This is a genomic window from Protofrankia coriariae, from assembly GCF_001017755.1.
GTDB lineage: Bacteria > Actinomycetota > Actinomycetes > Frankiales > Frankiaceae > Protofrankia > Protofrankia coriariae.
In genome coordinates this window covers 77,719-99,038 of sequence record NZ_JWIO01000028.1, presented here as the reverse complement: position 1 = coordinate 99,038, position 21,320 = coordinate 77,719, and the positions used below count along the sequence as shown (strand labels likewise).

Annotated in this window: 18 protein-coding genes and 1 pseudogene; 11 read left to right on the top strand and 8 right to left on the bottom strand. The window is 69.7% G+C overall.

From position 1 onward, the window contains the following. Window positions 1-97: 97 nt before the first annotated feature. Window positions 98-1,819, top strand: coding sequence for a protein kinase domain-containing protein (locus FrCorBMG51_RS16835; protein WP_162233235.1), 1,722 nt, complete (start codon window positions 98-100; stop codon window positions 1,817-1,819). Between the two features lie 110 nt (window positions 1,820-1,929). On the opposite strand, the gene FrCorBMG51_RS16830 is transcribed toward FrCorBMG51_RS16835, so the two are convergent. Continuing rightward, on the bottom strand, window positions 1,930-3,288 hold the full coding sequence (locus FrCorBMG51_RS16830) for an NAD(P)/FAD-dependent oxidoreductase (RefSeq protein ID WP_047223998.1): 1,359 nt from the start codon (window positions 3,286-3,288) through the stop codon (window positions 1,930-1,932). Between the two features lie 503 nt (window positions 3,289-3,791). On the opposite strand from FrCorBMG51_RS16830, the gene ligD reads away from it, so the two are divergent. The 3 genes from ligD to helR all read left to right on the top strand — a co-directional run bounded on the left by ligD (window position 3,792) and on the right by helR (window position 7,861). Further along, window positions 3,792-4,736, top strand: coding sequence for a non-homologous end-joining DNA ligase (gene ligD / locus FrCorBMG51_RS16820; protein WP_047223996.1), 945 nt, complete (start codon window positions 3,792-3,794; stop codon window positions 4,734-4,736). A gap of 157 nt (window positions 4,737-4,893) precedes the next feature. Then, window positions 4,894-5,214 carry a nucleotidyltransferase family protein gene (locus tag FrCorBMG51_RS16815; protein WP_047223995.1) on the top strand — a complete coding sequence of 107 codons (321 nt, stop codon included), beginning with the start codon at window positions 4,894-4,896 and terminating at the stop codon, window positions 5,212-5,214. Between the two features lie 487 nt (window positions 5,215-5,701). Then, window positions 5,702-7,861 (top strand): RNA polymerase recycling motor ATPase HelR, encoded by a 2,160-nt coding sequence (helR, locus tag FrCorBMG51_RS16810; RefSeq protein ID WP_047223994.1) that lies wholly within the window; start codon window positions 5,702-5,704, stop codon window positions 7,859-7,861. A gap of 178 nt (window positions 7,862-8,039) precedes the next feature. On the opposite strand, the gene FrCorBMG51_RS16805 is transcribed toward helR, so the two are convergent. Further along, window positions 8,040-8,699: an HNH endonuclease family protein gene (locus tag FrCorBMG51_RS16805; RefSeq protein WP_047223993.1), complete on the bottom strand. Its 660-nt coding sequence runs from the start codon at window positions 8,697-8,699 to the stop codon at window positions 8,040-8,042. 425 nt (window positions 8,700-9,124) lie between these two features. Beyond that, a complete protein-coding gene (locus FrCorBMG51_RS16800) occupies window positions 9,125-10,111 on the bottom strand; it encodes a pirin family protein (protein ID WP_047223992.1) in 987 nt (328 codons plus the stop codon). Window positions 10,112-10,184: 73 nt separating this feature from the next. On the opposite strand from FrCorBMG51_RS16800, the gene FrCorBMG51_RS16795 reads away from it, so the two are divergent. From FrCorBMG51_RS16795 to FrCorBMG51_RS16785, 3 genes are all read left to right on the top strand, one after another. Next, window positions 10,185-10,547, top strand: coding sequence for a GNAT family N-acetyltransferase (locus FrCorBMG51_RS16795; RefSeq protein WP_235433657.1), 363 nt, complete (start codon window positions 10,185-10,187; stop codon window positions 10,545-10,547). Window positions 10,548-10,558: 11 nt separating this feature from the next. Next, window positions 10,559-11,041, top strand: coding sequence for a carboxymuconolactone decarboxylase family protein (locus tag FrCorBMG51_RS16790; protein WP_047223991.1), 483 nt, complete (start codon window positions 10,559-10,561; stop codon window positions 11,039-11,041). A 162-nt stretch (window positions 11,042-11,203) separates the two neighbouring features. Then, the gene (locus FrCorBMG51_RS16785; RefSeq protein WP_052914764.1) at window positions 11,204-12,442 is read left to right on the top strand and encodes an epoxide hydrolase family protein; all 1,239 of its coding nucleotides are present in this window, start codon (window positions 11,204-11,206) and stop codon (window positions 12,440-12,442) included. Between the two features lie 353 nt (window positions 12,443-12,795). Here the strand turns inward: FrCorBMG51_RS16785 and FrCorBMG51_RS16780 are convergent, their stop codons facing one another. Both FrCorBMG51_RS16780 and FrCorBMG51_RS29775 read right to left on the bottom strand, forming a co-directional pair. After that, the gene (locus tag FrCorBMG51_RS16780) at window positions 12,796-13,368 is read right to left on the bottom strand and encodes a hemerythrin domain-containing protein (RefSeq protein WP_047223990.1); all 573 of its coding nucleotides are present in this window, start codon (window positions 13,366-13,368) and stop codon (window positions 12,796-12,798) included. Beyond that, the gene (locus tag FrCorBMG51_RS29775) at window positions 13,365-13,802 is read right to left on the bottom strand and encodes a hypothetical protein (protein WP_235433656.1); all 438 of its coding nucleotides are present in this window, start codon (window positions 13,800-13,802) and stop codon (window positions 13,365-13,367) included. Before FrCorBMG51_RS29775 ends, FrCorBMG51_RS16780 begins: the two co-directional genes overlap by 4 nt. Window positions 13,803-14,419: 617 nt before the next feature. Between FrCorBMG51_RS29775 and FrCorBMG51_RS16770 the strand changes: the two genes are divergently transcribed. After that, window positions 14,420-15,286, top strand: coding sequence for a class I SAM-dependent methyltransferase (locus FrCorBMG51_RS16770; RefSeq protein ID WP_047223988.1), 867 nt, complete (start codon window positions 14,420-14,422; stop codon window positions 15,284-15,286). A 143-nt stretch (window positions 15,287-15,429) separates the two neighbouring features. Here FrCorBMG51_RS16770 and FrCorBMG51_RS16765 read toward each other — a convergent pair whose 3' ends face one another. From FrCorBMG51_RS16765 to FrCorBMG51_RS16755, 3 genes and pseudogenes are all read right to left on the bottom strand, one after another. Beyond that, window positions 15,430-16,245 (bottom strand): DUF899 domain-containing protein, encoded by an 816-nt coding sequence (locus FrCorBMG51_RS16765; RefSeq protein ID WP_047223987.1) that lies wholly within the window; start codon window positions 16,243-16,245, stop codon window positions 15,430-15,432. Window positions 16,246-16,513: 268 nt separating this feature from the next. Continuing rightward, window positions 16,514-16,774 (bottom strand): hypothetical protein, encoded by a 261-nt coding sequence (locus FrCorBMG51_RS16760; protein ID WP_047223986.1) that lies wholly within the window; start codon window positions 16,772-16,774, stop codon window positions 16,514-16,516. A gap of 279 nt (window positions 16,775-17,053) precedes the next feature. Further along, window positions 17,054-17,989: pseudogene (locus FrCorBMG51_RS16755) on the bottom strand (GlxA family transcriptional regulator); the annotation flags it as partial. 133 nt (window positions 17,990-18,122) lie between these two features. On the opposite strand from FrCorBMG51_RS16755, the gene FrCorBMG51_RS34895 reads away from it, so the two are divergent. The 3 genes from FrCorBMG51_RS34895 (at window position 18,123) to FrCorBMG51_RS16745 (ending at window position 19,943) form a co-directional block, all read left to right on the top strand. Then, a complete protein-coding gene (locus FrCorBMG51_RS34895) occupies window positions 18,123-18,326 on the top strand; it encodes an FAD-dependent monooxygenase (protein ID WP_235433655.1) in 204 nt (67 codons plus the stop codon). A gap of 3 nt (window positions 18,327-18,329) precedes the next feature. Beyond that, window positions 18,330-19,052 carry an NAD-dependent epimerase/dehydratase family protein gene (locus tag FrCorBMG51_RS16750; protein ID WP_235433654.1) on the top strand — a complete coding sequence of 241 codons (723 nt, stop codon included), beginning with the start codon at window positions 18,330-18,332 and terminating at the stop codon, window positions 19,050-19,052. 75 nt (window positions 19,053-19,127) lie between these two features. Then, window positions 19,128-19,943 carry an ABC transporter ATP-binding protein gene (locus tag FrCorBMG51_RS16745; protein ID WP_235433653.1) on the top strand — a complete coding sequence of 272 codons (816 nt, stop codon included), beginning with the start codon at window positions 19,128-19,130 and terminating at the stop codon, window positions 19,941-19,943. Window positions 19,944-21,320: the final 1,377 nt, after the last annotated feature.

Here is a 21,320-nt window from a genome sequence, read left to right as displayed (position 1 = left end):
ACGTCGCGCTGCCGGAAACGCTCGTCCCGGACTCGGGCCTCCGCGGTCGGGCGGGGCTCAGGGGCGCGATCTGGGCGGCGATCTAGGCTCTTGGCCCATGAGGGCGGTCAGGGTGGGGGAGTGGCTGGTCGACACCTCCGCTCCGCTGGGCAGCGGGGCGTTCGCGGAGGTTCTGCCCGCCTGGCGGGAGCGTGCGGGAATGGCGGGTGTCCAGCGGGCCATAAAGATCTACAAAGCGGTGGGCGACGGCGAGCGGCAGCGCCGGGCGCTGGAGGAGATCCAGGTTCAGGAACAGCTGCTGGGATGTCCGTACGTGGTCGCCTATGTCGACGCGTTCCTCGTCGAGGACGGGCCCTACGACGGCTGCGTGGCCCAGGTGATGGAAATGGGTGACGTCTCGCTGGCCAGCCGGCTGGCTGCCGAGCGGTCGCCGCGGCGGATGACGGTCGGTGAGGTCGCCGAGATGCTGGGTGGCGTGGCCGAGGCACTCGACCACATCCACGCACGGGGCCTCGTCCACGCCGATCTCAAACCCGGGAACATCGTGCGCTGCCGTGGGATCTGGAAGATCGCGGATTTCAACGCCACCTCCGTCCTGGCTGGCGGCAGGGGACGCGACCAGGGCGGGACGCAGGCGTACATGTCGCCGCAACGGCTTGCCGCCGGGGGTTCCGGGAGTGTGCGCCGAGAAGACGACATGTGGTCACTCGGTGTCATCCTCGGCGAGTGTCTGCTCGGCCGGTTACCGCGCCGTTCCGACGGCTTGCGGGAGCCGGACGCCACCGCGCTCGCCGAACGGATCGCCGGGGAACTGGAGGACCTGGAAAGGCGCGAGGCAGATCCCGAACTGGTCGTTCTGGCCGGGGAACTGCTGTCGACGGATCCGGCGCTGCGCCCAAGAGCGGCGGCGACGGCGCTGCGACTGCGGGAGTTGGCGCACCGCGCGGCGGAGGAGGGGACCGACCTGGTGCGGTGGTCCGGCCTGGCGTGCAGCAGCTTCGGGAACAGCCATCTCGAGGTGTTCACCGCGAACCGTTCCGATGGTCTGCGGCACCGTTGGATCGTTCAGGGGTGGAGCGACTGGCACGGGATGGCCGCGCCGTGCGCCGTGCGGGCGATCGCGGTGGGCAGCCCGCGGGAGTTCGAGCAGAACCTCTGGCTGCTCGATCACGAGGGCGGGATCTGGGTGCGTAGCCTCGTGGTCGACCGCGAGACCTGTGCGCCCGTCGAGGACTGGTCGGCCTGGCAGCCCTGGCCTGCCCCGGCGGACGGCGTGACCGTCGTCGACCTGGCCGCCACGAACGCGCCGTGGGCTCAGCACTGCCTGCTTGCGGTCGACAGCCAGGGCCGAGCCTGGTGGAGGCCGTGGAACGCTCACGGCGGCTGGTCGAACTGGTGGGCGCTGCCGGACCCGCCCGAGGGCCTTGTCACGCTCCGGGCGGCGACGGGTGCCGTCGGCGTCGGCGCGCTCGACGGTCGAGGCGTCATCTGGCGCAGCCCGGGGCCCTACGCCCGCTCCTGGTACCGACCGCTGCCCGCGGAACAGCCGCCTGTCCGCGGGTTCGCCCTGCTGCCCGACGACGCGGTGGTCGTGCTGACCGGCGAGGGCGTGGAACTGCGCCCCGGGGGTATGCACACCGGCCCGCTCGCGCCCGCCCCCGCCGGCGACTACGTGGCGGTGGACGCGTCCTCCCGCTGGCCCGGGCATCTGGAACTGGTGCTCCGCGACCGTGAGGACCGGATCCTGCACACCTGGGCTCATCGATGGGACACCGGCTGGTGGGAATGGCACCCGGACTGGGCCGACCTGTCGGGATGACCCGACACGGACGGGCATCCCGGTCCGAGGCGGCCGGTGAACGGCGCGCTCCGGCGTCCTCACCGATGCCCGGCTGATGCCGGTGGACCCTGCCGTCGTGGGAGCGGATCTCAGCGGGTGGGGTAGATGTCGGTCTGTTCGGCCGCGTCGATCGACGACTTCTCCGGGGGCAGGAACCCGAGCTGGACGATCTGCCGGGGGGCGATCATGTCGAGGAGCCAGTCGGCCGCGACCCGGATCGTGTTGGTCCGTCCCGGCAGGGCGTGCAGATGGTAGCCGCGGGCCAGCGCGGCGGCGGGCAGGCCGGACAGGGTGACGCCGAGCGGGTTGGCGACCGCGGCGGTACCGCCGAGGTCGACGACGAAGCCGAGGTCACGGTGCCGGTAGGGCCTGGCGGTGCCGTGGCCGAGGGATGCCGCGACGGCACGGGCGGCCCCTGTCGCCTCGCGGACCGCGTGCTGCGCGGTCTGCGAGGCGGGCCGGCCGTCGTTGGTGCTGTCCGGGACCGCGGCGGCGTCACCGAGCGCGAACACGCCGTCGGCGTCGGGTACCTGGAACTCGCTGTCGACGACCAGCCGGCCTCGCGAGGTGGGCAGGCCAAGAGTGGAGATCAGCGGACTGGGGGTGATCCCAGCACACCAGACCACCGTGTGGGTCCGGATCATGTCACCGTTGGTGAGCCGGGCCCGGTCCGCCGCCACGTCCGACACGGACGTTCCCAGCCGGACGTCGACCTTCCGTGCGGCGAGCAGGTCCATGGCCCGGGTGGACAGGGCGGGCGGCAGTTCGGGCAGCACCCGGGGCGCCAGGTCCAGCAGGATCCAGCGGATGTCGTCGGGGGAGAGGCGGGGGTAGGCGTCGACCGCTCGGCGGGTGAACCGTGTCATCTGCGCGGCCAGTTCGGTCCCGGTGTAGCCGGCGCCGACGACCACGAACGTGCATCGCGCCCGGCGCCGGTCCGCGTCGGCGCAGGCGTCGGCCTGCTCCAGCTGGCGCAGCACATGGTCACGCAGGTAGACGGCTTCGGCCAGGTTCTTCAGGCCGAGCGCGTGGTCGGCCAGCCCTGGAATGTCCAGGGTGCGGGTCACCGCGCCGGGCGCCAGCACGAGCCGGTCCCAGCCCAGCGTCGTCCGCGACCCGTCGGCCCGGCGGATCGCCACCGTCCGGCCCGGCAGGTCGGCGTCGACGACGTGGCCGAGCAGCAGTGTGGTCCGCCGCAGCGCGGCCCTGGTCGCGACGGCGACGTGCCGGGGTTCCACCCCGCCGGCGCTCACCTGCGGCAACAGCGATGTGTACAGAAGGTGATCGATCGGTGATATGAGTGTGAGGTCGGCGGCGTCCGCCGGCAGGCGGCGTTCCAGATGCTGCAGCACCCCGAAACCGGCGAACCCGCTGCCGACCACCACCACCCGCGGCACCCGGGCCGCGGATTCGGCGGATTCGCCCGGTCCGCGGGCGGGCCGGGCCACGGTGCGCCCGCGCCGCCGAGACGGCGGCCCAGCTGAACGTCCACGCCACAAAGAGATCAGCTCGCCGTTCACCGTATCTTCCTCCGTTGCCCTTCCAGGCCGTCGTGGAAGCCGAGGTTCTCGGTAGTCCAGTTCCAGGCAGTCGGACGACCAAACCGCCGCGTCCCCCTGGTGGGCAAATGACAGTTTTACAAGAATTACGAAGAAACACAGAGTTGTGACACGAATGTACGGGCAGGCCGTTTCGGCGCGGGCGGTGACTGTCGTGATGGTTCATGGCAGTCACCGTTATGTCGTTCGGTGTTGTTCCGGCGCCCGCCGGGTAGCGGTCGGGTATGGCTGGTGGGGACGTTCCTGGCGACGGCCGGGCAGGGCGTGAGCCGCGCCGTGGCCCGCAGCCGCCTGGCCTGGGCCAGGGGCTGCGTGCCGACGAGCCGGCAGGCGNNCGAGCCGGCAGGCGAGGTGAGTCGGGAGGACGAGGCGGGTCGGGAGGAGCTGAGCCCGTGGCGGCCAGGGCGGTGACCCGTGCCGTGTCCGCCGGCCGGCACGAGGTGCGGATCCGCCGGCCCGACAAACCGCTGTTCCCGGACGGGACCACCAAGGCCGATCTCGCCGGCTACTACGAGCGGGTCGCCGGCACGATGCTGCCGCACCTGGCCGGCCGGCCGCTCAACCTGGAGCGCTACCCGGACGGCATCGACGGCGAGCGGATCGTCCAGCAGCGGGCCGGTAGGTACTTCCCCGACTGGATCCGCCGCGTCGCCGTCAGCAGGGAAGAAGCTGGTCAGGTCGAGCACGTGGTCGCCGAGGAGCCGGCGACCCTCGTCTACCTCGCCGGGCAGGCCTGCATCACCCTGCATCCGTGGCTGTCCCGCGCCGACCGGCTCGACCGGCCGGACCGCATGGTCATCGACCTCGACCCGGCCGACCAGCCGGATACCCCGACCAGCCCTGACGACCTTCGCCAGGTGGCGTCCGGGCTGGGTGAGCTGCTGCGTGATCTCGGCCTGCTCCCGTTCGTGATGACGACCGGCTCACGCGGCTACCACCTCGTGGTGCCGCTGCGGCGCGGCGCGGGCTTCGAGACGGTCCGCGGGTTCACGCGGGACGTCGCGCGGGTGGCGGTCGCGCGCGACCCGCGGCGGCTCACCATCGAGCAGCGTAAGGCCGCCCGGCACGGCCGGATCTACCTTGACGTCCAGCGCAACGCCTACGCCCACACCTCCGTCGCCCCCTACGCGGTACGGGCCCGTACCGGCGCCCCGGTCGCGACACCACTGACCTGGGAGGAACTCGCCGACCCGGCAATCCGGCCGGACGGCTGGACGCTGCGCAGCCTGCCCGACCGCCTGGAGCGAACCGGCGACCCGTGGCGCGACATCCACGCGCACGCCCACCCCCTCGGCCCCGCCCGTCACCGTCTGGACGCCCTCCTCACGGACATCTAGCGCGTCGGCCAAACAGCGCGAACCCCGTCCGTAACCATCCGCACAGACCATGATCGGCGCCGCTGGTAGGGGACGAGGCGCTCGCGGTGGGTTTGATCGAGTCGGCCCGCGCGGTGAACCAGCCACCGCATGCCAGGCTGTGCCGTAGCCTCGATTCATGACCAGCCCGACGACCGAGGCACGAGCGCTGCGTGCGGTGATCATCCGTCACCGTCCACAGGTTCAGGACGTGCTTGATCGGTACGGCGCGCGCAACCCACGGCTGTTCGGCTCTGTCGCCCGGGGCGACGCCACCGCCGCCAGCGACCTCGACGTGCTGGTCGACCTCGACCCCACGGGCGGTAACCCGTTGATGCGGCTGGCCGGGATCGCGGAGGAGTTGACCGCCCTGCTCGGCGTGCGGGTGGATGTCGTGGCAGAGCCGCTGCTGCGTGAACCGGTCGCGGCGACGGCTCGTGCCTGCCTTGTTCCGCTGTGAGCCGTGATCGTCGGCGGCATTGCCACGCTCATCGCCATCGCCTGCGTCGTGCTCTTCTTCGAGGATCCGTCGAATCCCGACTATCTCGAGCTCGATGCCGGCGGGCTGACCCTCCGGGGGCAGACACCCGGGCAAGGAGAATACCCACTCTCCTTGCCACTCTCAACGTATAGCGCACCGGGGGGCTTGCGGCAAGACCCGGGTCGTGCCGCAGAATCGCTGGCCGAGGCCAGAGCCTGCGGAAACGAGCCTGCGGAAACGGGGGTCACGACGTGCGTGTGCTGTTGTCGACGTATGACCACGCGGGATCGTCGAGGCCAGGAGCCGGAGCACCAGAACCCACAGGCCCTGGCGACCTGAACCGACAACGGCCACGGGATTCACGTCAGGCGGCGTGTCGCTCGTCATGGCCACCAGGTTCGTCACGCCGGTCCGGACGCCTTGCCGCGCGCAATGGTCGCAAGCGACCCCAGATCGGAGCTGATGCGTGAACCCCCTCACTACCAGCGCGTTCGACCTTCCCGACCGCCTCACCGCCAAGGCCGACCCGGCACTGGTCGCCGACGACGAGCGGCACTTCGCAGCCATCGCGGAAAGCCTCGAGCAGTCGATCGCCGACCTGTCCGACCGCCTCGATGCCGCGCGCAGGGCGCCCGGCGGCACCGGTCAGGAGGCGATGGACCGGGACATGGAGATCCACCGGCTGACCGCGCGCCTGCGTGCCCTGCGCCGCTTCGGTCTGGACCTGTGCCTCGGACGCATCGTCAGCACGGACAACCCCGAGCCGGTGTACGTCGGACGACTTGGCCTCTCGGACAGCGCGGGTCGTCGGCTGCTGCTCGACTGGCGCTCGCCGGCGGCCGAGCCGTTCTTCGGAGCGACCCACGCCAACCCGATGGGTCTGGCGAGCCGCCGCAGGTATCGCTGGACCCGCGGCCGGATCAGCGACTACTGGGACGAGGTGTTCACTGTGTTCGCCTCGGACGGGTTCGAAGGGCACGCCGCGCTCGACGACCAGTCCGCCTTCATCGCCAGCCTGGGCAGCAACCGGACGCCCCGGATGCGAGACGTGCTCGGCACCATCCAGGCCGACCAGGACGCCGTCATCCGCGCGGGCTCCGACGGCGCGCTCGTCGTCGACGGCGGTCCGGGTACGGGGAAGACCGTCGTCGCCCTGCACCGCACCGCCTATCTCCTCTACTCCGACCACCGCCTCGGTCACCGCCGGGGCGGCGTGCTGTTCGTCGGTCCGCACCAGCCCTACCTGGCCTACGTCGCCGACGTCCTGCCCAGCCTCGGCGAGGAGGGCGCGCAGACCTGCACCCTGCGGGACCTCGTCGCCGAGGGAGCCACGGCGACGATCGAGGCCGACCCGGCCGTGGCCCTCCTGAAGGCGTCCGCGGACCTGGTGACGGCGATCGAGACGGCCGTGAGGTTCTACGAGGAGCCGCCCACCAGGGGGACGACGGTCACGACCGACTGGTCCGACATCTGGTTGAGCGCCGACGACTGGGCCGAGGCGTTCGAAGCACCAGACCCCGGCACTCCGCACAACGAGGCGCGCGACCAGGTCTGGGAGGAACTACTCACGATCCTGACGGACAAACACGACGGCGACGACGTCCCGGCTGACCTGCTCCGCAAGTCGCTGCGGCGGAACAGGGAGCTGCTCACGGCCCTCAACCGGGCGTGGCCGCTGCTCGAAGCGGCCGACCTCGTCGCAGACCTGTGGTCGGTACCCGCCTACCTGCGCAGATGCGCTCCCTGGCTGCGCCCCGCCGAGGTTCAGCTGCTGCAGCGCGCGGACACCCAGGCCTGGACGGTGTCCGACCTGCCGTTCCTGGACGCGGCACGGCAGCGGCTCGGCGACCCGGAGGCGTCACGGCGCAGACGCCGGCGGGGCGCCGCTGTCGCCGCCGAACGCGAGCGCATGGCCAGGGCCGTCGACCACCTGCTCGAGGCCGACGACGACGGTGAAGGCGTGGTGACGATGCTGCGCGGACAGGACCTACGGGACGCCCTGGTCGACGAGGCCGCGCTGCCGAGCACCGACCCGGACCTGCTCGCTGGCCCGTTCGCGCACATCGTCGTGGACGAGGCTCAGGAACTGACCGACGCGGAATGGCAGATGCTGCTGCTGCGCTGCCCGTCCCGCAGCTTCACCATCGTCGGGGACCGCGCCCAGGCCAGGCACGGGTTCACCCAGTCGTGGCAGGAACGGCTCACCCGGGCCGGGCACGACCGGATCAACCTGGCTTCCCTGAGCATCAACTACCGGACGCCGGAAGAGGTCATGGCGGAAGCCGAGCCGGTCATCCGGGCCGTGCTCCCGGACGCCAACGTGCCGACCTCCATCCGCAGCGGCGGTGTCCCCGTCGTCCACGGATCCGCGTCGGATCTGGGCGCGATCCTCGACACCTGGCTCGCCGCGCACGCCGACGGGATCGCCTGCGTCATCGGCGATCCCACGTTCCAGGCGACGTCCCGCGTCCGGTCGCTGACCCCGGAGCTGTCGAAGGGGCTCGAGTTCGACCTGGTCGTCCTCATCGACCCAGAGGCGTTCGGCAACGGCATCGAAGGAGCGGTCGACCGCTACGTCGCGATGACCCGAACGACCCGGCAACTCGTCATCCTCACGAGCCCCTGACGCCGTCCAGGACAATATGATCGCCGTCTGGCGATTAGCAGGCGCTGTTGGGCGTGGGTGGGAACCGAACAGTCGGATGGCGGATTCGCGGTGATCGTCCCGAAAGCTGTTTGTTCCGGGACGATCACCGGTAGGTGGTGTGCGGGGAGCGGGGTTCGCTCATACGGTCATGAAATCATCATGATGAGCAGGTGTTGAGCATGCTCTGCAGCGCGGACTTCTCGCTGGCCTGCAGTTTCAGGCCCCAGTGGTATTTGGACCGGATCCACATCTTCGAGTAGGTGCACCGGTAGGCGGACAGTGGTGGCTGCCAGGTGGTGGGGTCCTGGTCGCCCTTGGCCTGGTTGACGTTGTCGGTGACGGCGATGAGCTGCGGGTAGTTCAGGTCGTTGGCAAAGGACTGCCGCTTGCTGGTGGTCCAGCTGTTGGCCCCGGACCGCCAGGCTTCGGCGAGCGGCACCACGTGGTCGATGTCGACGTCGGCCGGGTCGGACCAGGTGGCCCCGTCGTACGGGCTGTACCAGGAGCCGGAGGTCGGAGCACAGTTGCTGCCGACCGTCACGTTCGTGCCGTCGCGCTTGAGGACGGTCTCCCGGGTGTTACAGGTCCCGGAAATGGTGATCCAGTGGGGGAACAGGTCCCGGGAGTAGCCGGTCATGCTGCCCTCGGCGGCCACGGTCAGCGTGTTGAGTTCGGCCTGCGCGGTTGCTTTGCTGGGAATGTTGGGCGGGGTCGCCGACGCCGGGGTTGTCAGCGTCACCGACAATGCGACGGTGGTCAGGGCCGCGCTGGTCAGGACAACCCAGCGGCGACGTAAGCGGGCACGGGAACGGAACACGGCTCCTCCTCGCGGCGGGAAAATGAGCCTGTTAACCGTCCACTGGACAGATGATTATTCGGGTCTTGCTGTCTGACCGGCGAACGACGTCCACCGGAAGATTTCGGCCTGTCTGCCGTGGGTTTGTCGTCCGGTCAGCGGTTTGTCACCGGATAGTAGCCCGGAATGGGTTGCCGAGGTCGGGGAATGCACACAGGCCGACCGGTTGCCGTCCACGGCCCACCTGCAGGATTCCCGTGGATGCCCCCGACACCCCAGCCGGGTGTCGGGAGGGCCGGCACGGACGTTCCGTGTACAGCACGTTGGTGCCCCTCACCGAGCAGCCCGACGCCGACTTCACCGGCCGCACGCGCAGGCCCGCGCCGACTGGCCAACAACGGCATCCTGAACCTGGATTCTGGCCAGCCAGCCTCGCGCGTTCCCCTCTAACCGCGGGGTCTGAGCCGTCCGTTCGGTAGTTCGGGGGCGGGCAGGGTTTCCCTCCACTGGTTGGGGAAGCGTCCGTACCGGGACGGTTCGTTGCGCTCCTGGTGGGCGCGTTCGTGTTGCCACTGCGCCCGGTAGGCGACGATTTCCTCGAAAGTGCGTCCGATGAAGTTCCACCACATGATGATCTGTTCGCCGAGGGGCTCTCCGCCGAGCAGCAGCACCCGAGCCTGAGCGGTGCCGGAAACTTCGATCGTGAGCTGCTGGGAACCGGTGTCCTGGCAGACCAGCTGGCCCGGAGTTCCCGTGGCACCGGCGACGACCACCTCACCGGTGTCGACGAGAACGCCGTGCTCAAAGGCGGGATCAACGTCCAGGCGCAGCGTTGCGCCGGGCGGCAGGGTGATCTCCGCGCCGAGCAGCGGCGTATAGGTCCGCACCGGTGAGGTCTGACCGAGCAGGCTGCCCAGGAACACCAGCACCCGCGCCCCACCGTGGTCGAGAACCGGGGGCGCGTAGTTTTCGAATCCAGCGTCGACGAAACGGTGCTCGTCGGGCAGGGCCACCCACAACTGCACTCCGTGCAGCACCCTTGTGGCCGGTGTCGAGTACTCGGAGTGGGCGATGCCCGAACCGGCCGTCATCAGATTGAGTTCACCAGGTCGGATGTGGGCGTGCGCGCCGCTGGTGTCGCGGTGTTCGATCTCGCCGCTGAACAGCCACGACACGGTCTGCAGCCCGGTGTGCGGATGTCCGGCGACCTGCATCCCGCCGGTCGCGGAGACGTCGTCGGGGCCGTAGTGGTCGACGAAGCACCAGGCACCGATCAGCGACTTCGTGCGCTGCGGCAGGGTGCGGCGCACCGTCATCGCCCGCTGCCCACCCAGCGGGACGCTGCGCGGTTCGAGCACACGCCCGCGCACCGGTCCCTCGTCACCTCCGCTGACGCAGGTCAGCGCGGCCGGCGAGGTCTCCAGGGTGCTCATCGCACTCCCCACATGTCGCGGTCATGGTCGAAGCCGCGTGGCTCCGAGTGTAGCTGTGAGGCATAGTGGCGGCGTGCCTGACGAACCCACCAGCAGCACCAGCGGCGCGCTCGGTGACCCGCCCCAGCAGGACGTGTCGGTGACCAACGCGGCGCGGCAGCACCGCTACGAGATCAGCCTCGATGGCACCCGGGCCGGGTTCACCCAGTACCTGGATCGCGGCAACCAGCGGATCTTCTTCCATACCGAGATCGACGAGGCCTTCGCCGGGCTCGGGCTGGCCGGCAAGCTGATCTCCCAGGCGCTGACCGACACGCGCTCAACCGGTATGCGCGTCGTGGCGGTCTGCCCGTTCGTTGCCAGGTACCTCGAGAAGCACCACGACTTCGACGACATCACCGACCCGGTCACGCCGGAGGTGCTGGCCGCCGTGTAGGCGGGCAACACGTGACAACGCCGCGGATCTACCTCGACAAGCAGACACCGTCGGTATTCAAGGCCCTGCGGGCCACGGCCGCCGAGGTGCGAGCGCGCGCCGCCGAGGCAGGGCTGGCCCACATCACGCTGGAGCTGGTCAACCTGCGGGTCTCGCAGATCAACAGGTGCGCCTACTGCCTGGACCTGCACACCCACCTGGCGCTGCAGGCCGGGGAAACCACCCAGCGCCTTGCCGTACTGCCCGGTTGGCGCGACACGCAGCTGTTCAGCGAAACCGAACGCGCCGCCCTCGAGCTGGCGGAGGCCGTCACCCTGGTCGCCAGCGACCACCTCAGCGACGAAGAGTACGCGCGTGCCCGCGCGATCCTGTCCGACGACGAGATCTCCGTACTCCTCTGGGCCGCGATCACCATCAACGCCTTCAACCGGGTGTCGATCCTGTCCCGCCACGAGATCACCCGGCGCGACGTGCCACGCACACCATCTCAGTAGGCCCGACGTCGACCTGCCCCACCCGCACGCCATCACCCGCGGGCTCGGCCAGGAAATCCACGGGTGCGAGGAGCCCGCGCACGAGGGAGGATTGTGCGCAGGTACTACATGACGAGTCGCGGACCGTGGCCCCGATGCGCAACGCAACCTTAGGAGGAGTAGATGTCCGCCAGCGAAGTTGCAGAGCAGAAAGGTATCGACCACACCGCCATTCGCCCGTTTCGGGTCGGTTTTCCGGAGGCGGAGCTCGCCGAGCTGCGCAGGCGCATAAACGCGACCAGGTGGCCCGAGCGCGAGACCGTCACCGACGACTCGCAGGGCGTTCCGCTCGCGACGGTGCAGGAGCTCGCGCGCTACTGGGGGACAGACTACGACTGGCGCAGGTGCGAGGCGAAACTGAACGCCCTACCGCATTTCATGACCGAGATCGACGGGCTTGACATTCATTTCATTCACGTCCGCTCCCAGCACAAGAACGCCCTGCCGCTGATCGTCACACACGGGTGGCCCGGCTCGATCATCGAGCAGTTGAAGATCATCGAGCCGCTTACCAATCCCACCGCATATGGCGCGAGCGAGGCGGACGCGTTCCATCTGGTGATTCCCTCGTTGCCGGGCTACGGGTTCTCGGGCAAGCCGACCACCACCGGGTGGAATCCCGCCCGCATCGCACGTGCCTGGGTAGTGCTGATGAAGCGCCTCGGATACACTCGGTTTGTGGCGCAGGGCGGTGACTGGGGCGCGGCTGTCACGCAGGCGATGGGTGAGCAGGCAGCTCCGGAACTGCTCGGCATTCACTCCAACATGGCCGGTACCGCTCCAGCAGATCTTGCAAAGGCGTTCCAGCGCGGCGACCCGCCGCCATCGGATCTCTCTGCCGAGGAGAGCCGCGCATACGAGCAGTTGAGGAACTTCTATGCGATGCACGCGGCCTACGCACTCATCATGGCGACCCGCCCGCAGACGTTGTACGGACTGGCGGACTCACCCGTCGATCTGGCGGCGTTTGTTCTTGACCACGGCGACGGTACCGGCCAGCCCGGGCTCGTAGAACAGGTCGTTCAGGGACGCCCGCCGGGCGATCTTACACGAGACGACATCCTCGACAACATCACGCTCTACTGGCTGACGAACACCGGGGTTTCCTCGGCCCGTCTCTACTGGGAGAACAGGGCGGACTTCTTCGACGCCAAGAAAATCTCCGTTCCGTTTGCCATAAGCGTCTTTTCCGACGAGCTGTACCAGGCGCCACGGAGCTGGGCGGAGCGCGCGTATCCCCACAACCTCATTCATTACAACAAGCTCGACCGAGGTGGCCACTTCGCGGCCTGGGAACAGCCACAACTCTTTTCAGAAGAGATTCGCTCCGGCTTCAGGCCACTGCGCAGGGAGGCAGCATAGGAGCGGCCGCACTCGGCCCCGATCCACCGTCCCGACCATCTCTTCGGTCACCAGGGAACTTGCCTGTTCGAAGTGCGCCGGGACGGGCAGTTCCTGCGCAAGTTCGCCGGGAAGCTGCCCGTTCGGCCAGCTGCGGTGCGCCGTCCGACGAGCCGCCTCCTCGTCGGGGGCCCCAGCACACCTTCAGCACGCCGTGCCTGGGCTTGCCGCTGCCTCCGACGAACCCGAAGATCTTGATCAGGTCGGCGTCGGGCATGGTGGCGCAGGAGCCGTCGCCGATGCGCCCGGCCAGCTCCGTGGCCGCGGGGCCGAACCCGGAGACGAGGATGAGCGGGGGCTCGAGTCGTTCTGGGTCAGCGCACGGCGTCGCGGGCCCGGTCGATGATCGAGGCGACCGGGCCGACGGTCCACTGCGCCGCCGGTGACCCCGCGGTGGACGGGTGCGGATGGGTGGGTGCGATCTTCTCGGCGGTGCGTAGCCGGCGGCCCATGTGCTCGAGCTGGTCCTCGGTGCGGGCCGCGCGGACGCGTGGGAACTCCTCGCTCTCCTCGTGCTCGGCATGGCCGGCGACGGCCTGTTCGAACTCGGCCAGCTTCCGGTCGAACTCGCCGCTGTTGACGTCCATCTTCTCGAGCGTTTTGAGCACCCGGGTGGCCTCGTCCTCCTCCCGGTTGCGGGCCTCGGCGACGGCCCGGTCGATTTTCGCGGTCACCGGCCGCAGGACCATCTCCTCCGCCGTCTCATGGACCGCGAGCAACGCCCGCAGCTCGTCGAACGCCTGCCGCTTGTGCTCGCCCGTCGTGCTGCGCACATCGGCGAACAGGTCGCGGATGCGGGCGTGCTGGAGGAGCAGGACACCGACCACGTCATCGTCGGGCAGCTGGGCCGCACGGGCACGCTCGGCCTCGGCTTCACTCGTCGTCATGGGGACTCCTTGTCCTGGTGCCCCGTGCCGGATGCAGGGGCTTCGGTAGACAGATCTGGACGTGCCCCCGTGGCAACGCCCAAACCACCACCCGCGCGCCGGCTGCTCGCCGCTGTCCGCACTTCCCGACGGGCGGACGCCAGAAATCCGCGGCGGCGCGAGCCAGCCGCTGTCCGCCGTGATCCGTCGCGAGGGGCTGCGCCTGCTCCGGTGGCCTGCGCGGCTCGGCCGCGGGGGAGCGTAAGCGCGGCGACGACCAGCGCCGCCGCCGTCAGGCCGGCCGATACGAACAGGGTGAGCTGGCAGACGTCGGCGATCCGGTCGGCGGCCGCGGCCGCGCCGGTGACTGTCGGCAGTCCGCCTCCGGCGGCCACCACGCCGCGGCTGGCCAGGCCGGTGGCAAGCAGGACGGACGTCAGCGCGGTACCGATCACCGCGAGCACGAGTCGGCTGCGGGGGACTGCGGTCCACGGCGGTTTTCCTGGACGTCGACAACAACACACGCATGTATTTCGCTCCCCGCTCCGCGACGGCTCTCGTCGACGGTTCTTGTCGAATCTTCTTGAATCTTGTCGATTCTTCTTGAAAATCTTCTTGAAAAGCTTCTTGTGGGCAGTGTCGTGCTCGGAGCACGTCAGCGTGCCGAAGCGAGATTCTGAACCCTCACCCGGGTCTTGCCGCAAGCCCCCTATCTGCTATACATTCAGGTGGGAGGAAAAAATCTGGTCGCCTCCGGGGCCAGTCCTCCGCGAGTGCGGGAAGGTCGAAAGACAGCACCAGGACGGCATTGTCGGTCCCGCCCGATCACGTCACCGGTCCGGGTATTCGCTGTTCGACCCGGCTGGTACGACGCTGTGGATTGCGCCGTGATACCGTGCATCGCGACCTTTTGCGCGGACGTCACGGGAGCGTGACGGGGCGCCGGTGATCGCGCTGGCGGCGACATTGCCGGCGGCCAGGCCACACCGGCCTCGGGCTACCATCCCCACGATCACACCAGCCAGACCACCAAACCAGACCACCAAAATCGCCAATCGCCAACAGGATTGACATGGCAGACGGATGGCAGTGGGACAGCACCCTGTTCCAGGGAAGTGCGGCCTACTATGAGCGCGGCCGGCTGCCGTATGCTCCCCGCTTCGCCGAAACACTGGCCACAACCCTCAGCCTGGACGGTCGGGGCCGGCTCCTCGACGTGGGCTGCGGGCCGGGCACCGTGTCGCTCGCCATGGCGCGGTACTGCACCGAAGTGGTCGGCGTTGACCCCGATGAGGGCATGCTGGCCGAGGCCGAACGCCAGGCCACGCGGCGCGGGGTGGTCAACGCGCGGTGGGTGGCTGCCCGTGCCGAGGACTTGCCGGCCGGTCTGGGTGCGTTCCGGGTTGTGGTGTTCGCGCAGTCCTTCCACTGGACGGATCGCGACCGTGTCGCCGTCACCGTCCGGGACATGCTGGAGCCGGGAGGTGCCTTCGTCCACGTGAGCGACCACAAGAGCCCGCCCGCCGATCCCACGCCGCTGCCGCTGCCCTCTCCTCCCTACGCGGGGATCAGCCAGCTGGTCCGTCGATACCTGGGCCCGGTACGCCGCGCAGGACAGGGGATACTCGTCGACGGCACGCCGGATCGGGAGGACGCGGTCCTGGCAGGCGCCGGGTTCGAGAACGTCCAACGGCATGTCGTGCCTGCCGGGCAGGTGGTCCGCCGCGGCGCGGACGACATCGTGGCATGGGTGTTCTCCCGGTCCGACTCCGCCCCGCACCTGTTCGGCGACGGGCGCGACGACTTCGAACGGGACCTGCGCACGGTCCTGCGGCAAACGTCCCCCGACGGCCGCTTCGCCGAGCGTCTCCCGGCAACCGAAATCATGATCTGGCGGCGGCCGGACGGCGAGCGGAGACGGCACCGTCGCGACCGATAGTCAGACGGCCGCCCCTCTTCTATCGGGAGTCCTTCACCTTCCGGGCGAACCGCCCACCGACCGAGCGCGGGGGCCGTGCGCATCGTCCGGAGGTTCCGCCCGGTGCCTGACGCCTTGTGCCGACGCCGTCGACGAAGGGCGTGTCAGTGGTGGTGGCCGTGCCGGCCGAGAGTCTCCACGGGGGTCGCGCCGGGGCGGGTCCACTGCGGCACGGGGCGGCTGGTCGGGCCCCAGGTGGCGTTCCCGTCCGCGTCCGTGCGCCAGTACCAGCAGATCGGCGCGCCATGCCCACCGACTGGCGAGCCGGTTTGGGGGGCCTCGGGCCAGCCGGCGGGGTTGTCCTCCCACGCCTCGCGGCGGCCGTAGGGCGTCATGTCGAGCAGGCCGAGGGACCCGTTGACCGGCTCGTTGCCACGGCCCGTGGTGGAGTAGGTGAGGAACACGCGGTCGCCGTCGCGCAGAAAACAGGTGAGGGAACCCATGCTGCCGCCGACCGGCGCGTCCGCGTCGCGCACCGAGTACCAGGGCTGGGTGTAGCCCATGAACGCGACGTAGGAGGCCACCTCGTCCCACCGGCCCGTGGTCAGGATGGCGAACGAGACGCCGCGGGCGTTGAGGTAGACGGCGTCCTTCAGGTGCCAGGCCGTGGTGGTGCAGCCCTCGCACTGCCCCTGGTGCGGCGCGCCGTCGTACCACATGTGCTTGTAGACCACGAGCTCGTCGCGGCCGGAGAACAGGTCCAGGAACGGGACCGGGCCGTCAGGCCCGACGACCTCGACCGCCCCGTCGAGCTCCACCATCGGTAGCCGGCGGCGGGCCGCGGCGAGGGCGTCGCCCGCGCGGGTGTGGGCCTTCTCGCGGACCAGAAGCTCGTCACGGGCGGCCTGCCAGGTGGCCAGGTCAACGATGGGCGGGCGACCGGGCAGCGCGGTGGTCGGGTCGTCCGGCGTGGTTGTCATGGTGTCCTCCGTGGTGTCTCGTGCCGGGCAGCGTCGTCCGACGTCCTACGACGGTCACCAGAACAGACGCGCGACCCGGCCGGAACTCATCGCGGCAGGAGGCGCCCTCAGCCGAGCCTGCACGGACCACGTCGGGCTGACAAGTTCACAGACGCGCTCTCAGGGACGGTTGGTGGGGCGGTGGGACTCGAACCCACGACCGACGGATCATGAGCTGTCGTGTACTTCGTCCGCCTATGTCCGTTGACGTCCGCCAACGCAGGCCGGGTCAGTGCAGCGGGCCGACCAGCGCATATGAGCGCGATGCCGAGCTGGGACCGGTTGGTCTGCCGGACGTGGCAGTACTCGTACGGCCAGGCGTAGAGACCGGGCACTGCCCGGTGCAGAGTGCTGATATCCGCGGCTCGTCGAGATCGGCGGCGGCGTAGCGGTGCAGCAGGTCGATGCGTGTGGCGATAATGCCGTAGCCGAAGATGCGGGCAATGCGGTTCTCCTGGGTGAATACCGCGTCAATCGTCAGATCCTCCAAGGGAATTTGTCGGGGAGGACATTCTGGAGGGACAGAAAGAGGTCGGCTGACCGGGCACCGTCCTCCCTGGATGCGGCATTACCGGATGTGTCCGGCTTCCAATATGGCTTGGGTTGGTATGGCAGGACCGACAACGCCATGCGGTGGAGCGACACCGGCCCGCCGTTGCGGCTGTCGGCTGTCTTCGCCGAGCTCGCCCTGGCGGGCTGGGTCGCGGTTCGACGGTGTTTGTCGTGTCCTGATTCCGCTGGATGCAACAGATCCCTCTCGGTCCGTGCGCCGGGTGAATGTGGCGCGGTAGGCGCTGGGTGTGAGTCCGGTTCGTCTCGACAGGTGCTGGCGGAGGGAGTCGGTGGTGACGAGGCCGCTGAGCCGGGCGACCTGTTCCATGGGCAGGTCCGTGCTCTCCAGCAGTTCCCGCGCCCGGTTCACGCGTTGGTGGAGGAGCCATTGCAGCGGGCTGAGACCGGTCTCCGCGTGGAATCGACGCGTCAGGGTGCGGATGCTGGTGCGGGCATGGGCGGCGAGGGCCACGCGTGTGAGTGGTTCGTGCAGCCTTTCCAGTGCCCACTGGCGGGTGGCGGCCAGCGAGGTGCCGTTCTCGGGCGGCAGCGGCGATTCGATGAACTGCGCCTGCCCGCCGGGCCGCACCGGTGCCGCGACGACCAGTCGGGCGATGTGGTTGGCCACCGCGGCGCCGTAGTCGGTGCGCACCAGGTGCAGGCACAGGTCGATGCCGGCGGACAGCCCGGCGGAGGTCAGCACGTTGCCGTCCTCGACGTACAGCACGTCGGGGCGTAGGTCGACCCTGGGGAAGCGTCTGCGGAACTCGTCGGACTTGGCCCAGTAGGTGGTGGCGCTGCGGCCGTCGAGGAGTCCGGCCTGGGCGAGGACGAACGCTCCGGTGCAGATCGAGACGACGCGCCTGCCCGCGGCTGACGCGTGGCGCAGCGCCTCGAGGATGCGCGGGTCGATGTCCTCCCGGGCGCTGGTTCCGGTGACGATGACGGTGTCGGCGTCGTCGAGGGCCGCCAGCCCGTGGGGGACGGCGACCTCAAGGCTGCCGGTGGTGGCGACGGGTCCCGGCTGGACCGTGCAGATGCGCACTTCGTAGCCGGGGCGACCGTCCACGGTCATCTCACCGAGTACCAGTTCGGGGATTGACAGGTCGAACGTGGTGGCCGGGGGGACTGCGAGGACGGCGACCTGATGCATGGCCTGAACCTCCAGAAGTATGGCATTCAGGCCACTACCTTATGGCTCACTGCACGCGCAGGGTGGTGAGGACGCCGCCGCGGCCATCGGCCCGGTGGCCCCTACTCCACCTCCACGATCTGGGAGAGAACGCGTGTCCTTGCACGTCATCGTCGGTGCCGGAGCCACCGGATCAGCCACCGCCCGCCTGCTGGCCGACGCCGGTGAGCAGGTCCGTCTCATCACACGCCACGGTAGCGGGCCGGCGCACCCCAGGATCGAACGTGTCGCCGCTGACGCCACCAACACCACTCGGCTTGTCGAACTGGCCGCCGGAGCGGACGTGCTGTTCAACTGAGCCATGCCGCCGTACGACCAGTGGCCTGCCCTGTTCCCGCCTCTGGCCGCCGCGTTGCTGGCGGCGGTGGAACGCGCCGGTACGGACTACGTCATGCTCGGCAACACCTACGGTTACGGGCCGCTCGACGGCCCCGCCACCGAGGACCTGCCCATGGCGCCGACCAGCGAGAAGGGCCGTGTCCGGGCACAGATGTGGCACGACGCCCGCGCCGCTCACGACGCGGGCCGGGTACGCGTGACCGAGGTCCGCGCCAACGACTACCTTGGCGCCGGCGCCTACTCGCCGTTCACCCTGATGGTGGGGGCGCAGGTGCTGGCCGGTGTGCCTGCCTCGTATCCGGGCGACCTCGACGCGCCGCACAGCTGGTCCTACACCGGTGACGTGGCGCGCACGCTCATCGCCGCCGCCGGTCATGACGAATCCTGGGGGCGGGTCTGGCACGTGCCGTCCACGTCGCAGGCCGCGGTGCGCGAGCTGGCGGGCCGCCTTGCCGAGACGGCCGGTGTGCCCACCCCCCGGCTCCAGCGCATGACCCTGCGGGAACTCCAGGACATCGGGCGCACCGACCCTGTCATGGCGGAGGTTCCCGAGATGCTGTACCTGTACGACCGTCCCAACATCCTCGACGCGTCGTCGGCGGTGAAGACCCTGGGCGTAACGTCCACGCCGCTTGATGACGTCCTGGCCGAAATGGCCGCGGAGCATGCCCGATCCACGCGCTGACGGCTTGGCCATCTCTGGGCGGGACGGTCAAGGTCGTCGTCTGGTGGGTTTGGTGGACAGAAGGGGAATCGCGGCGTGAACGCGGTGGCAGAGCAGGCGGACGGGGCCGGGGACACTCCGGCGTTCGACGGGGGCCAGGCCGCCGTCCGCCTGGCCGGCCTGCACAAGATGTTCGGGGAGTACGCCGCGGTCAGACATGTTGATCTCACCGTCGCCGCCGGGTCGTTCCACGGGCTCGTCGGACCGAACGGCGCGGGCAAGACCACCGTCCTGTCGATGGCGGTCGGGCTGTTGCGACCCGACGGGGGACAGGCGCTGGTCTTCGGCGTCGACGTGTGGAAGGACCCGCTGCGCGCGCGTCAGCTCATGGGCGTGCTGCCGGACGGGCTGGCGCTGCCCGAGCGGCTGACCGGCCGTGAGCTGCTGACCTACGTGGGCAGGTTGCGCGGGCTCGACGCCGGAACGGTGACCGCGCGTGTCGACGAACTGCTCGCTGTGATGGAGCTCGACGGGGATGTCGAGCGCACCCTGGTCGTGGACTACTCGACGGGTATGCGCAAGAAGATCGGCCTGGCCACGGCGCTGCTGCACGGGCCGAAACTGCTCGTCCTCGACGAGCCGTTCGAGGCGGTCGACCCGGTATCGGCGGCGACGCTCAAGCGCCTGCTCGTCCGGTTCGTCGCGGCAGGCGGTTCGGTCCTGCTGTCCAGCCACGTGATGGCGCTGGTCGAGCAGCTGTGCGACACGGTCGCGGTCATGGCCAAGGGCCGGGTGGTCGCCGCAGGCCCGCTCGACGACGTGCGCGGCGGCCGGTCACTCGAGGAGACGTTCGTGGACCTGGTCGGCGTCGAGATCGGCGGCGGGGAAGGCCTGTCGTGGTTGGTGTCCTGATCCGCATGAAGCTGGCGATCCTGCGCCACTCGATCACCGGCACGCGGGCCACCTGGATGCTGACCGGCGGACTCGTCGGTCTCGGCCTGGCCATCGGCACGATCGCGGTCGCCGCCCTCGACTTCGACCAGCCGACCGCGCTGATGGACCTGCTCGCGGTCATGTTCGCCATCTGGATGTTCGGCTGGATGCTCGGTCCCGCGTTCGGTGGCGAACCGGTGCTGCGGGCCGAACACTTCGCCCTCGAGCCGATCCCCCGCGGCAGGCTGGCCCTTGGCCTGCTCGCCGCGGCCTGTGTCGGCATCACGACGGCGGTCACCTTCACCGCGTTCACCGCGATGGTCGTCTTCGCGGCCCGACTAGGCACCGTGTCGGTGATCGTGTCGATTCCAGCGCTGTTCCTGCAGGTCACCCTGGTCGTGCTGCTGTCGCGTCTGACCGCGCGGCTGTTCGGCGCGCTCGCGCGTTCGCGCACGGGCGGCGCCGTCACGGCGGTCATCACCGCGGCGATGCTCGTGCTGAGCCAGTCCGGTTGGATCGCGTTCACCGCCCTGGACGCCATCCTCAGCACCGGCTTCTCGCACGGCTTCTCGATGGTCGTGCGTTCCTTCCCGTCGAGCTGGGGCCTGCTGGCCGTCGAGGCTGCCGCCCGCAGCCACTGGATGTGGACCGTCGGCCCCCTGGTCGCGCTGGCGGTACTGGTCGTCGTGCTGCTGGCCCTGTGGTCGCGCCTGCTCGGCCCGCCGCGGCTGGCCCGCGCCGTGGTGCGCGGGTCATCTCGTGCGCCCGCACGCGAACGTGGCGCGACCGGCGCGGTGTACGTCAAGGAGATGCGCACCTGGCTGCGTGACCCCCTGCGTGTGCAGAGCCTGGTCGTCGCCCCCGCCTTCGCGATCCTCAGCGGTGTGCTGCCGTTGCTGTTCGATTCGACGGTGTTCCTGCCGTTCGTCGGTGCGCTCACCGCGCTCATGGGTGCGGTGAGCAGCGCAAATCTGTACGGGCAGGACGGCACGGCACTGTGGCTGACCCTGCTGGTGCCTGCCTCGGAAGAAGCCGACGTGCGCGGCAGGCAGTGGGCCTGGCTGACCCTGTTCGGGCCGTTGTCGCTGGTCCTGACCGTGGTCGGAACCGCCATGCACGGCTGTCTGTGGCCGTGGGCGCTGGCCGCCACCACAGCGGCGCTCGGCGCGGGTGCTGGCCTGCTGCCGGTCGTCGCGACAGATCAGCTCGTGCCCGGCCCCGACCCGCACCTCAACAGGAACTCGCCTTTGGACCGCGGTGACGTCACCGGCCAGGCGTTCGTGATGATGTTCCTGGTACTGGTCCTCACCGCACCCGCCCTCGGCACGGTCCTCGCGGGCGACAGGCTCGGCGAGC